12 protein-coding genes, 2 pseudogenes and 1 riboswitch are annotated in these 11,986 nt (G+C 40.2%); of the genes and pseudogenes, 9 read left to right on the top strand and 5 right to left on the bottom strand.

The annotated features are described in order from the left end of the window. Nucleotides 1-41 precede the first annotated feature (41 nt). The 3 genes from DWZ45_RS01170 to DWZ45_RS01160 form a co-directional block, all read right to left on the bottom strand. A complete protein-coding gene (locus DWZ45_RS01170; RefSeq protein WP_243015293.1) occupies nucleotides 42-2,207 on the bottom strand; it encodes an ATP-binding protein in 2,166 nt (721 codons plus the stop codon). Nucleotides 2,208-2,353: 146 nt separating this feature from the next. Next, nucleotides 2,354-4,198 (bottom strand): ABC transporter substrate-binding protein, encoded by a 1,845-nt coding sequence (locus DWZ45_RS01165; RefSeq protein WP_118467164.1) that lies wholly within the window; start codon nucleotides 4,196-4,198, stop codon nucleotides 2,354-2,356. Nucleotides 4,199-4,298: 100 nt separating this feature from the next. Then, nucleotides 4,299-4,374: riboswitch (cyclic di-GMP riboswitch) on the bottom strand. Between the two features lie 134 nt (nucleotides 4,375-4,508). After that, a complete protein-coding gene (locus DWZ45_RS01160; protein WP_181986209.1) occupies nucleotides 4,509-4,841 on the bottom strand; it encodes a helix-turn-helix transcriptional regulator in 333 nt (110 codons plus the stop codon). Between the two features lie 585 nt (nucleotides 4,842-5,426). Here DWZ45_RS01160 and DWZ45_RS01155 point away from each other — a divergent pair. Both DWZ45_RS01155 and DWZ45_RS14605 read left to right on the top strand, forming a co-directional pair. Further along, entirely contained in the window at nucleotides 5,427-7,121 is a 1,695-nt protein-coding gene (locus tag DWZ45_RS01155; protein WP_243015292.1) for an ATP-binding protein, read from the top strand. A gap of 12 nt (nucleotides 7,122-7,133) precedes the next feature. Beyond that, nucleotides 7,134-7,361 (top strand): response regulator, encoded by a 228-nt coding sequence (locus DWZ45_RS14605; protein ID WP_227589577.1) that lies wholly within the window; start codon nucleotides 7,134-7,136, stop codon nucleotides 7,359-7,361. Nucleotides 7,362-7,512: 151 nt separating this feature from the next. Here DWZ45_RS14605 and DWZ45_RS01150 read toward each other — a convergent pair whose 3' ends face one another. Further along, nucleotides 7,513-7,953 (bottom strand): MerR family transcriptional regulator, encoded by a 441-nt coding sequence (locus tag DWZ45_RS01150; protein WP_118467162.1) that lies wholly within the window; start codon nucleotides 7,951-7,953, stop codon nucleotides 7,513-7,515. A 119-nt stretch (nucleotides 7,954-8,072) separates the two neighbouring features. Here DWZ45_RS01150 and DWZ45_RS01145 point away from each other — a divergent pair, with 119 nt between their 5' ends. Together DWZ45_RS01145 and DWZ45_RS01140 are read left to right on the top strand one after the other, a co-directional pair. Further along, entirely contained in the window at nucleotides 8,073-8,783 is a 711-nt protein-coding gene (locus tag DWZ45_RS01145) for a flavodoxin (RefSeq protein WP_118467160.1), read from the top strand. Nucleotides 8,784-8,798: 15 nt separating this feature from the next. After that, nucleotides 8,799-9,770 carry an alpha/beta hydrolase gene (locus DWZ45_RS01140; RefSeq protein ID WP_118467158.1) on the top strand — a complete coding sequence of 324 codons (972 nt, stop codon included), beginning with the start codon at nucleotides 8,799-8,801 and terminating at the stop codon, nucleotides 9,768-9,770. A gap of 46 nt (nucleotides 9,771-9,816) precedes the next feature. On the opposite strand, the pseudogene rhuM reads toward DWZ45_RS01140, so the two are convergent. Beyond that, nucleotides 9,817-10,020 (bottom strand): annotated as a pseudogene (rhuM, locus tag DWZ45_RS01135) (RhuM family protein); the annotation flags it as partial. 4 nt (nucleotides 10,021-10,024) lie between these two features. Between rhuM and DWZ45_RS14420 the strand changes: the two are divergent. The 5 genes and pseudogenes from DWZ45_RS14420 to DWZ45_RS01115 all read left to right on the top strand — a co-directional run bounded on the left by DWZ45_RS14420 (nucleotide 10,025) and on the right by DWZ45_RS01115 (nucleotide 11,973). After that, on the top strand, nucleotides 10,025-10,243 hold the full coding sequence (locus DWZ45_RS14420) for a hypothetical protein (protein ID WP_147353087.1): 219 nt from the start codon (nucleotides 10,025-10,027) through the stop codon (nucleotides 10,241-10,243). Between the two features lie 85 nt (nucleotides 10,244-10,328). Further along, nucleotides 10,329-10,601, top strand: coding sequence for a type II toxin-antitoxin system RelB/DinJ family antitoxin (locus tag DWZ45_RS01130; RefSeq protein ID WP_118467157.1), 273 nt, complete (start codon nucleotides 10,329-10,331; stop codon nucleotides 10,599-10,601). Then, nucleotides 10,598-10,879 (top strand): annotated as a pseudogene (locus tag DWZ45_RS01125) (type II toxin-antitoxin system YafQ family toxin). The gene DWZ45_RS01130 and the pseudogene DWZ45_RS01125 overlap by 4 nt, the downstream one beginning before the upstream one ends. 34 nt (nucleotides 10,880-10,913) lie before the next feature. Continuing rightward, a complete protein-coding gene (locus DWZ45_RS01120; protein ID WP_107001131.1) occupies nucleotides 10,914-11,450 on the top strand; it encodes a TIGR00730 family Rossman fold protein in 537 nt (178 codons plus the stop codon). A 79-nt stretch (nucleotides 11,451-11,529) separates the two neighbouring features. Continuing rightward, on the top strand, nucleotides 11,530-11,973 hold the full coding sequence (locus DWZ45_RS01115) for a GNAT family N-acetyltransferase (RefSeq protein ID WP_118467155.1): 444 nt from the start codon (nucleotides 11,530-11,532) through the stop codon (nucleotides 11,971-11,973). The last annotated feature ends 13 nt before the right edge of the window (nucleotides 11,974-11,986 follow it).

Below are 11,986 nucleotides of genomic sequence, written 5' to 3'. Positions count from 1 at the left end.
TCCTTGTCAACCTCCTGGTTTAATAAAATTGCACTGCCGCATCAAATCCATTTGTTACTGTTCAGTGACCTGCGGTTCGGTACCCCCCCCCCACCAGATTTTATGCTTCTGATCGTCTTTTCCAGCACCTTCATCTCAACCGGTTTTGAAATATGTGCATTCATACCAGCTGCCAGAGAATGCTGAACGTCCTCCGAGAATGCATTGGCAGACATTGCAATGATTGGAATTTTCTTTGCTACTTCATGGGAGCTTCTGCGGATTGCCTTCGTTGCATCATAACCATTCATAACAGGCATCTGCACATCCATCAGAATCATGTCATAATCACCTGGAGCAGACTGTTCAAATGCTTCCAAAATCTCTTCGCCATTTTCACAAATGGTACATTCCGCACCTTCAATCTTTAACAGTTCTATCAGGATCTCCGCGTTCAACTCATTATCCTCTGCACACAGGAATTTCATTCCCTGCAGAATATTTCCATCCTGCTCATCTGTTTCTTCTTGTGCCGCCAGAGCAACCGTTCTATCCTCTGCAATTTTCAGATCCAAGAGAACCTCAAAACAGCTTCCCTGTCCCAATTCACTCTCCACATCAATGGTACCTCCCATTGCCTCAACCAGATTCTTAGTAATCGCCATTCCAAGTCCGGTTCCCTGTATTTTATTTGTAAGGGAACTTTCCGCACGGGTAAACGCATCAAAAATTGTATCCTTGAAATCTGCCGACATTCCCATACCATTATCGCTAACTAAGAAACGGTACTTTGCATAGACAGATGACTTTGTCTCACATTCTTCTACAAAGAACTGAATTCCCCCACCTTCCTGGGTATACTTCACTGCATTGGAAAGCAGGTTGCTGAAAATCTGCATCAGGTGAACCTGATCCGCATTCACCCACTCATGCTGAATATTTTCTTTTATGATTGTAAGGGTCTGCTGCTTTTCATATATTTGAGTATGAAATATAGTGTCAAGTTCCTGTACAAGATCCAGAATAGAAAAGTCAGAATACTTGAAGACTGTTTTTCCTGCCTCAATCTTGCTCATATCCAGAACATCATTGATAATTCCTAACAGGTGCTGTGATGAAATGTCTATTTTTTCTGCATACTCTATAACTTTTGCTTTATTACCTGCATCATGTCTGATCAAAGATGTGATACCAATGATTGCATTCATAGGTGTACGAATATCATGTGACATATTAGACAGGAAATCCGTTTTCGCCTTATTTGCATTTTCAGCTGTCTGCAAAGCCTCTGTTGCAACGTTCTTTGCCTTTTTCAGTTTTTGATTGACTACTTCCATTTCCTTCATTGTTTGTAAATGAAGTTCATTATTTCTTTTTTCATATTCTGCTTTTTGATCTGCAAGACTAAGTCTGGAAATACTGTAGAATAATCCGGCAAAAAGTAAAAATATATAACCTGCCATGAGTATTGTTGTAAACAACACCGTTTTCTGGTAATCCCTCAGCACATTGTCAACAACTCCCCTTTCCACAATACATACCAAAATGGTGTTGTTGCTTTCTATCGGGCAATACCCCAGATAATAGGGGTTCTGTTTTCCCAAAAGTGCAACTCCGGATTCTCTGTTATTAAACTTCTTTTTGAACAAATCAGCCTCTTCTTCTGTAATAGCCTGTTCTCCTTTTAAATGTTTTAACAGGGAATAATTACGCAGGTATTTATCACCACTCTGGTTCGTATACGTAATATTTCCGTCATTATCCAGAATGAACAAATATGCTTTCCCGTCATAACCTTTCAGTTTTAACATGGAATCCAGTTTCGAATGATCATACACGCTTCCAATTGCCGTATAAATTTCCCCATTGATAGTATATTCCTGACATGGAATCGCAACCAGATAACCGTCTTTTTTCTTCTGATCATAATCAACACGCACCAGTTTTCCAATATTGTATCCATTCTTTAAGTCCAGCAGAAATTTACTTGGCATATCAATCCGCATTTTTGTTCCACCTGCTGATATTGCCTGACCATTTTCCCGAAGGAATATAAGTGTACTTTCCGATTCTTTTTCCCATGCTTCAAAGAAACTTTTGTTCATATCCGTTTCAAGAGACAGCTCCCTCTCATGAAGTAAAAATTCCTTAACCAACTGCAGCTGGCTGTAGTACCCACTCACTTGAAGATCATAGGTCTGCTGCATCTGCTCAACAACAGCTCCCATACTGCTTTTTCCATTTTCACTGATATACTTGCTAGACTTACTTATAAGATACTTTATACAAACTACGCTTAAAAGAATAATAAGTAGTATAAGCAACAGCCTTGTTATTTTTTTTCTTTTATTTACCGTTTGTTCTATCTCCACTTTTACTGTTCAACCTCTATATAATCTTCCGGTGCTGACGGCTGCTGTCCTTTTGACATTGCTTCGATCCATGCACTTGATAATGTTGTATCTTTAAGCTGCTCAATCTCACATTTCGGATTTATTTTTTTCAAAACAGACATTGTGGTGTCTGTAAGAAGAATAGAGTATTCCTTTTCTTTGTCTATTTTCTTATCATTAACTGTCAAGTCCTTTAATGAAAATCCACTTTCCGCTTGATTGACGATAATTTTCATACCGGATGCAATTGGTAATTCGTATTTATTGGTTACATAAAAATTCTCATCCGCATCGGCGAAATAATTTTCCACGAGTTCACAAACCTGTTTACCACTAATTTTTGTAAAATATAATGCTGTATCTGAACTCTTTGCTGTCATCATGCCAACCCGGCTATTGGTGCATTCTCCTTTATACATAGAAGAAGTGAAATAATAATATGGTGCCAGAGCCAGCTGTGCATCATTTTCTTCTCTGATCGTAGTTAAAATGGAAGATGCTGAATCACGGCCATTTCTATCGTTCAGTGAAATGGAATATTCATTTTCAAAATTCACCGTTGCTTTTTCTTCCGGAACTTTACGATTCATTACACTGCGCAAAGTATCATAAGCCTGTGTTTCATCCATTTCCCCTGACAGTAATCCGTGAACAGCCTCAAGACTTGCATCAAATGATTTTTGAGCGGAATATCGGATATAAACAGCATTATTTTTAATTTCCTCTTCCAGTCCAGGTACATCCTGCATCATGGTTGGAACATCTGTATTCAATGAAATAACACCGCTTCCATCCGCAATCAGCTTTTGCCCCTCTTCTGAAATCATACAATCCAGCACATCCAGTGCAGTATCCAGTTTCTCCCGGTCTTTTTCCAGGTTTTTGTTAAATGCAATGTTTAATGACGGAGTCATATACACATAGGATTCATCCGATGTCTGTGAAAAGTAAGGAATACGGATCAGCTCCGCATCCATCTGTTTCTGCAGCTGCTGCATAACCGTCGGATGTCCATGAAACATTGCTGATTTTCCCTCGACAAACATCTGGGTTCCTGTATTGATGTCAATATTGATATCTTCTTTGCCAAAATGCGAGTCCTTAAGAAACTGACTGGTTTCTGAAAAAATACGTTTCCATAATGTATCATCAAACTTTACTTCATCCGCTGCAGTCTCTGCACCGTTTCGCCATTCAATACCATCCAGGCTTGTAAACTCACCGATTGCCGCTGCCTGGATGATTTCATTATTAGACCAGTCTTCACCAAGATCCATGGAATACGGTTTTATGCCATTATCATAAAACTGCTGACAGGCCTGTACATATTCCTCATAATTTTCTGGAATCTTTATGCCATACTGATCAAACAGTGTTTTGTTGGCAATGATCGTCTGCGGAATACCACAGATTGGCAGCCACTGGATTTCATCCTCCTCATTCTTATAATATTGCACCGCATAGGAATAATACTTAGAAACAACATCATAAGAAGCAAAATCCATAAGATAAGGCTGTAAGTCCTGTGCATCTGTTCCAGAAAATCGACGTACTGTTATGATATCCGGTAATTCATCATGTTCTTTAAAATAACTGTATAAATCGGTATCATTGTTACCAATAATAAATTCGATATCCTGATCAGGAAACTGTTCATGGATATAGGGTGCAATATTTTTCATCAAACGATTTTCCCACAGATAAACGGTAAGATGATCATCATTTTTAGATACTTCTTTCTTTGACTGTCCACATCCAGACAAGACAGCAGCTGCTACAAGTACACCTGACACCACCGCTATCAGACAACGTTTTGCCTTTTTCATACTTTCATTTTCCTCATTCTTTCCTATATAAAGTCATTATTGTTACGTCTATGAAATAACACCACAAAAAAGCACTGTCAGACAGACAGTGCACCTCATTTTATGCAACTGGCTGCCATTTTACAGGCCCTGTAGTTTTGCGTCCCAGACTTTCATCTGGTTTGCCGATTTCCTTATTATAGCTTTTAAACTTATGCAAAAAACTGGTTTTATTATACTATAGCGCTCTACTGTACACAAGAAAAACATTACCGTTTTAACGCCTGAAAACAAAAAAAGAACAGCCGATATATATACTCGAACTGTTCTTCTACTTCCGAAGTCCACGAAGCATTGACATTACTGTTTCCTGCTCATTTGCATTCAGATCGTTCCATATCCCTAGAACTTCTTTCTGTTTTTCTGTCAGATTCTCTGAATTACCTTCCTGAAAAAACTGCGATAATGTCACGCCCAAAGCTGCACATATTTTTTCAAGTGTGATCAGCGACGGCAGGTTTTCCTGCGCCATGATCCTTCCCAGTGACGACTGGGAAATTCCCGACAGCTGCGATAATCTGTATTTACTGATATCACGCTTTTCACATAAAGATGTTATTTTATCCGCAATATACTTCTCTACCTGCAAGTAACTATACCTCATTTCCGCTATTACATGTTCTTATTGTACCTGTAATAATGAAAAAATATTAGTAATCAACTTTGCAAGTATTTATCCCCATCATGGGAAGTATACGGATAAAAAAATATAAAGATACTTTCGTTTCCGCAAAAGTCATTTTCGCTTATATCATTTTTATAATAACACAGACAGTTATGTTTGTCACATAAAAGTTTGAAACCCCAAACAAAAAAATAAACCTTCTCATACCGCAAAGCCGCATATCCACGGATAAATCCCCATCCCAGAGGGATCACCCTTCTGATGAATATAAAGGCTATTCGCAGATGGCTACGCAATCTGACATGGATGCCTTTTCACAGAAAGTTCACAGCTCATATAATGACACTATATTGACGTGACACGAGTATGTGAGTATACTGTAAGCCATGTGGAGGTTGTGCGTATGTCAGCAACAAATCTGAACATCCGAACGGATAAGGAAACAATTAAAGGATAAATCTGAAAAGCGAATCAGCTGATGGAAAAATGCACGCTCTGCAGATGCGGTATTTACATCAGCCCCTTCCACATATTTCTATGAAATAAAAAGTGGAGTCAAATTGAATGAAAACACAAGCAGACAAGAAGTCAGTCAAAGACATCCAAGAGTTAAAGCAGAGATTTACCAAGTTTTCCATAGGTTTATTTGCAATTTTGACGCTTTCAATCACATTGTTGGCATCAGCATATACATATATTCTGCAAAAATCGTATACAGATATCGCCCTTGAAACGGAACTCAAACGTGATATGGAAAATGCAGATGCAATTCATAAATTGGTAAATAAAAAAATCGGAAGAGAAGAATTTGCCACGCTCCGCCATCAATCTGATGAAAATACAGAAATGTATCACGAGATTTCCTCGTTTCTAAATGAAATTCGAACGCTGAATTCAACCAGATATTTATACACCGCCACCCGAAATGAAGAAAACAGGCTGATCTATGTGGTGGACGGTCTGGATCCCAACGCAGGAGATGTCAGACATCCGGGAGACTATATTGAGGATGAAATGATTCCGTATATTAACAAGGCTCTTTCAGGAGAAACGGTGTATTCGCAGAACATTGTTGATACGACATGGGGTCCTATTTTCACAGCCTGTTATCCTATAACGGGCGATTTAACGGGTGATTCGGATGAAATAGTTGGTGCTTTATGCATTGAAATGGATATGCAGTCTGTGAATGGGCTGGTAAAGCGAACAAGAAGAGCATCCGTTTATGTTGGAGCTATGGCAGGATGTGTGCTGTTTTTGCTTTGTGCTGTCTGCTTTATCGGCTACAAAAGAAAAAGAGAAAATGAAATTGAACAGACGCTTTTGTTGCGCGAGGCTGCGGAAAAAGCAGAGACCGCAAACAGAGCAAAATCATCCTTCTTACTTAACATGTCACATGATATTCGATCACCTATGAATGCTATTATCGGATTTACGGACATTGCACTGAACCAGACAAATGTATCTGAAATTCACGATAGTCTGCAAAAGGTAAAAATAAGTTCAGAGCATCTGCTGTTGTTATTGAATAATGTACTGGATCTTAGCCGTATCGAGAACGGAAAGGTAAGCTTCTCACCTGAGCCGGAGAATTTGCCTGTCCTAATAGATAATGTGATTGCTATCGTGGATGGACTCCTACTGAATCGGGATTTAACATTTGAGATACATCGCAGCATCCCCAAAGAACTTTATGTTCTGACGGATGCAACAAAAATTCGTGAGATATTGACGAATCTTCTGAGTAATTCGGTCAAGTTCACAAAAGATGGCGGAACGATTACTTTTGAAATTAGTATCAAACCGGGCATAGACGAACGGCATATTGTAAGCAGTTATGCGGTAAAAGACAATGGCATTGGTATGAGTGAAGGATTTCAGAAAAGGCTGTTTGAACCCTTTTCACAGGAGGATAACGGCGCACGAACACATTATGCCGGAACGGGGCTTGGAATGGCAATTTCCAAGCAATATGTAGAACTGATGGACGGTACAATTACGGTTCACAGCAAGAAAGGGTGTGGTTCGTCTTTTACAGTAGAAATTCCTATGGAACTTGCAGACCCAAAACAAATACCTGAGCTGAATCTGATACAGGATGTCAGCCTTAATGGAGTAAAGGTTCTTCTCGCAGAAGATAATGAGCTGAATGCGGAATTGGCAATCACGCTGCTCGAAGAAGCAGGTATGCATGTAACTCGTGCAGTAGACGGACAGGACGCAGTTGCTTGTTTTGCCAACAATCCAGCAGACACATAGGATGTGATTCTAATGGATGTCCTGATGCCTAAAATGAATGGGCATCAGGCAGCAAGGGCAATTCGTGCAATGAGCAAGGAGCGCCCAGACGCTGCGAAAATTCCAATCATCGCACAATCTGCAAATGCTTTCAAGGAAGATGTACAGGCATCCTTGGATTCTGGAATGAACGGACACATTTCAAAGCCATTCAATATAGATGCAGTGACCACTGCAATAAAACAAAATATAAAGAGATAGAAGATTGAGCAACAATCCGCTAACTATCAGAGCATCGTTCAAGGTTTATTTGGACGGTGCTTTTTCTATACCCACAAACTAAACCTTCATTCCATTTGAATACTACTAATGCCGTATATTTGTCTCTAAAGGGCAAATATGCAGCATTTCTTTATTCTTTATGTGCGTGATCGTACATCTTTTGAATATCCTCCGGCAACTTATCCGGTATCATACTATGTACCCGATCTTCGTTGCCATCCTGCATGGCTTGTTCATAATACCAGCGCTTGAATTTAATCATATCCAACACACGACTTAAATGTTCAATTTCAGCTTCCACTGTTTTCTTTTGCTTCTCAAACAGTTCTTTTCGTTGAGGATAAGTAGCTGCTCCCTCCACACACCAGTCCATAAACTGTTTAATATCCTTGATTTCCAGACCGGAGCGTTTCAGGCACTCAATTACACGTAATGTTTCAATCTCTTTCTCACTGAATTTACGGATGCCGGAAATTCTTTCCATTCCCGGAAAAAGCCCCTGCTTGTCATAATAGCGCAAAGTTGAAATCGGAAGTCCAAACATTTCCGAAACCTGTCCAATCGTATACATGTATGCCTCCACAAAAAGTTAACAAATTTATTTTGCAAACCTCTTGACCTAAAGTTAGGTTTAGGTTTTATCATTAGTATAGCAGTTATACAGAAAGATTGCAATGGCTAACATGGATTATGAAAAAAGTTATATCGTTGTTACTCATACTTTTCATGTGTTTTGCCTTATCTGCCTGCAATAGCAGTCAAAATGCCGAAACAACAGAAACTACCGGGTATACCGTTTCAGAAGAAAGTAATGCCGCAAAAGAAGAAAGTAGCAGCACACAACAAGATGAGAATGGAGATACAGAGACTATGAAAGTTCTAGTAGCATACTTTTCCCGCACTGGTGAAAATTATGGTGTCGGGCATATTGAAAAAGGAAACACTCACATAATAGCAGATATGATTGCAGAACAGGTCGATGCTGACCTATTCGAAATCAGCACCGTTGTGCCATATCCCGATGAATACGAAGCTTGTACAGAAACCGCAAGGCAGGAGCAGGAAGAAGATGCTCGTCCCGAACTGTCAGCTACCGTGGAAAGCATGGAAGATTATGATGTTATCTTTCTCGGTTACCCGATTTGGTGGAGCGACATGCCGATGGCAGTCTACACATTTCTTGAGAGTTATGATTTTTCGGGAAAGACAATCATTCCGTTCTGTACCCACGAAGGCAGTGGTCTTTCTTCCACCGACAGCAGCATTGCTGAAATCTGCACAGGTGCAGATGTTTTGGATGGATTAGAAATAAGAGGTTCTGTGGCACAAAATTCGCAGGATGAAGCATTAACAGCAGTTACAGACTGGCTTGATAAAATTGAAATTTTAGACGAGAACTAAGGAGATATTACCATCATGGAAAAATTAAATTTAACACAAGAATGGGACAAGGTGTTCCCGAAAAGCGACAAGGTGGATCACAAAAAAGTGACTTTCCATAACCGCTACGGCATCACACTGGCGGCGGATATGTACACGCCAAAAAGTGTGGTGGGCAAGCTTCCCGCTATTGCCGTCAGCGGTCCGTTCGGTGCGGTCAAGGAGCAATCCTCCGGTCTATATGCTCAAAAAATGGCAGAGTACGGATTTTTGACCGTTGCTTTTGACCCGTCCTTTACAGGCGAAAGCGGTGGTAGTCCTCGTTATGTGGCTTCTCCGGACATCAATACGGAAGATTTCTGTGCGGCTGTGGATTTTTTGTCCGTACAGGAGAATGTTGACACAGACAGAATTGGTATCATCGGTATCTGCGGCTGGGGCGGTATGGCAATCAACGCTGCTGCACAGGACACCCGTATCAAAGCAACTGCGGCAATGACCATGTACGATATGACCCGTGTAAATGCCAACAGTTATTTTGACAATGAAAACACACCCGAGGCTCGTTTCGCCAAAAAACTGGCAATGAATACCCAGCGTACTGAGGATTATAAAAATGGCAGTTATGCCCTTGCAGGCGGTGTCATCGATCCTTTGCCGGACAATGCCCCACAGTTTGTAAAAGATTATTATGCTTACTATAAAACCGAGCGTGGTTATCATCCTCGTTCTCTTAATTCCAACAACGGATGGAATGTGACCTCTCCTCTGTCCTTTATGAATATGCCAATTTTGCAGTATGCCGCTGAAATTCGGTCTGCGGTTCTACTGGTACATGGAGAAAAAGCGCATTCCCGTTACTTCAGTGAGGGAGCTTATGAAAAAATGACCGGAGATAATAAAGAGCTGCTTATCATTCCGGGAGCGAACCATGTTGATCTTTATGACAATTTAGATGTCATTCCTTTTGAAAAGCTGAACAGCTTTTTTAATATGTATCTTAAATAAGGATAGAAAAATCAGTGTATAGGATAGGAGGAATGGAACATGGAATACGCTCTAACTGCTCGTCGAAATACTTCTCTGTCAGATAGGTTCCTCGTTTCAGCCGTTCATCATCCATCACCCAGCCTTTGATGGTGTAGTCCTTGGCGATCTGGTTTACCCATTTACAAAACTGTACGGCACGCTCGGAATTGACCTTGAAGCCTACGGCAATGATCATTTGAAGGTTATAGTGTTTGGTATCGCGTGTGACCTGAATGTCCAGACGGATATGGAGTCTAAAAAAACTTCACGCAACTGACCGCCCGATGACCACACCATTGTTTCTGCTTCGCTGCGTACAGCTCGGCATCTCCATCCGGGATCTTGACTTACTCACAATCGGAATGGTGAACGACATGTACGCGGAAAGCAGCAATGATGAGTACAAAGTCTATTCGCAGATTGCTACGCAGAAGGACTTTGATGCATTTTAACAGAAAATTCGCAGCTTGTATAATGACATTGTGTTGATATCACCCGAATTTCTGCATATACTATACTTGAATGGAGGTGTTCTGTATGGCAACAACTAATTTAAATATTCGTACAGACAAGGCAATCAAGGATCAGGCGGAGGAAATCTTCAATGAGCTTGGTCTGAATATGACAACTGCTGTAAATATATTCCTGAGAACCGCTATCCGTGAGCATGGTATTCCTTTTGAATTAAAACTGGAAGTACCGAATGATACCACAGCCGCTGCCATTGAGGAAGGCAGAAAAATGATGAAGGATCCTTCTACTCCGCATTATTCCAGTATGGATGCGCTTAAGGCAGCTCTCGATGTATGAAATACGACATTTAGTTTACCAATCAGTTTAAAAAGGATTTGAAGCTTGCCAAAAAGCAAAATAAAAATCTTGATAAGCTGTTTGAGGTAATCGATATTCTGGCGAATGGCGGTATGCTGGAAGCAAAATACAGAGATCATGATCTTACAGGCAACTATAAAGGCACGCGTGAATGTCACATCGAACCAGACCGGCTGCTTATTTATGAGATTCGTGGAGAAGTTCTTCTTTTGATGCTTTATCGCCTTGGTTCACATTCTGAGCTGTTTAAGAAATAATCCCAAAATCGGAAGTTGTAGGAGGAAATTTTTAATGAATATAACGGTTTATCTTGGGGCAAATGAAGGAAATGACCCATGCTTACGAAAAGCAGTTGAGGAATTGGGGGCATGGATTGGAAACAGTGGAAATGCACTTGTTTACGGCGGTTCTAAAGGTGGTTTAATGGGAGCATTGGCAGACAGTGTATTGAAGGCAGGCGGTGATGTTACGGGTGTTGAGCCGAATTTTTTTATTGAAAATGAGTTTCAACATGATGGACTGACAAAACTGATTGTGACTAAGGATATGTCTGAGAGAAAAAACAAAATGATTGAGTTAGGAGAAGCCTTTATTGCCTTCCCGGGCGGCACGGGAACATTGGAGGAAATTGCAGAGGTAATGTCGAAGGTGTCTTTGAAACATCTGGAGGCACCCTGCATTCTCTACAACCTGAACGGTTACTACGATGATTTGAAAGCACTTCTAAATCATATGATTGAAAAAGGATTATCTTCTAACGAGCGACAGGAGGGAATCTTTTTTGTTGAAAATCTGGATGATATAAAGCGAATCTTGAGACGGGCATAACTTATGTTTGCACAGTAAAATGGAGTTGCATTAGCGAAAGACAGAGCACGATCAATTCCAATTTGACGGAGTAATGGATATGAAAATCCGAGAAGTGAACGAAAATAAAAAGCAATTTATATCATTATTGTTATTAGCTGATGAACAGGAGAGCATGGTTGAGCGCTATCTTGAAAAAGGTACTATGTATGTGCTTGAAGACAATGATGAAAAAGCAGAATGTGTTGTTACCGATGAAGGTAATGGAATACTTGAAATCAAGAATATCGCAGTCGATCCGGAAAATCAGGGAAAGGGCTATGGCAAAGCACTAATTGATTTTCTTGCCAGTAAATATGCAGATGAATATTCTGTTTTGCAAGTTGGAACAGGTGACAGTCCATTGACGATACCATTTTATGAAAAATGTGGGTTTGTTCGTTCTCACAAGATTCCCCATTTCTTTACTGACAATTATGACCACCCAATTTATGAGGGCGGTGTACAGTTGATAGATATGATATATTTGCAAAGATGTTTATAACTTCCAGTATTTG

Source organism: Clostridium sp. AF32-7AC (assembly GCF_003477925.1).
Classification (GTDB): Bacteria; Bacillota; Clostridia; order Lachnospirales; family Lachnospiraceae; genus Otoolea; species Otoolea fessa.
Note: the sequence above shows the minus strand (reverse complement) of the source record. Positions and strands in the feature narration are given on the sequence as shown.

Excerpts from the sequence above, each read along its gene's own strand:
- DWZ45_RS01170 (WP_243015293.1), bottom strand. The coding sequence starts at position 2,207 with ATGGGAGCTGTTGTTGAGCAGATGCAGCAGACCTATGATCTTCAAGTG.
- DWZ45_RS01165 (WP_118467164.1), bottom strand. The coding sequence starts at position 4,198 with ATGAAAAAGGCAAAACGTTGTCTGATAGCGGTGGTGTCAGGTGTACTT.
- DWZ45_RS01160 (WP_181986209.1), bottom strand. The coding sequence starts at position 4,841 with ATGAGGTATAGTTACTTGCAGGTAGAGAAGTATATTGCGGATAAAATA.
- DWZ45_RS01155 (WP_243015292.1), top strand. The coding sequence starts at position 5,427 with ATGAAAACACAAGCAGACAAGAAGTCAGTCAAAGACATCCAAGAGTTA.
- DWZ45_RS14605 (WP_227589577.1), top strand. The coding sequence starts at position 7,134 with ATGGATGTCCTGATGCCTAAAATGAATGGGCATCAGGCAGCAAGGGCA.
- DWZ45_RS01150 (WP_118467162.1), bottom strand. The coding sequence starts at position 7,953 with ATGTATACGATTGGACAGGTTTCGGAAATGTTTGGACTTCCGATTTCA.
- DWZ45_RS01145 (WP_118467160.1), top strand. The coding sequence starts at position 8,073 with ATGAAAAAAGTTATATCGTTGTTACTCATACTTTTCATGTGTTTTGCC.
- DWZ45_RS01140 (WP_118467158.1), top strand. The coding sequence starts at position 8,799 with ATGGAAAAATTAAATTTAACACAAGAATGGGACAAGGTGTTCCCGAAA.
- DWZ45_RS14420 (WP_147353087.1), top strand. The coding sequence starts at position 10,025 with ATGTCCAGACGGATATGGAGTCTAAAAAAACTTCACGCAACTGACCGC.
- DWZ45_RS01130 (WP_118467157.1), top strand. The coding sequence starts at position 10,329 with ATGGCAACAACTAATTTAAATATTCGTACAGACAAGGCAATCAAGGAT.
- DWZ45_RS01120 (WP_107001131.1), top strand. The coding sequence starts at position 10,914 with ATGAATATAACGGTTTATCTTGGGGCAAATGAAGGAAATGACCCATGC.
- DWZ45_RS01115 (WP_118467155.1), top strand. The coding sequence starts at position 11,530 with ATGAAAATCCGAGAAGTGAACGAAAATAAAAAGCAATTTATATCATTA.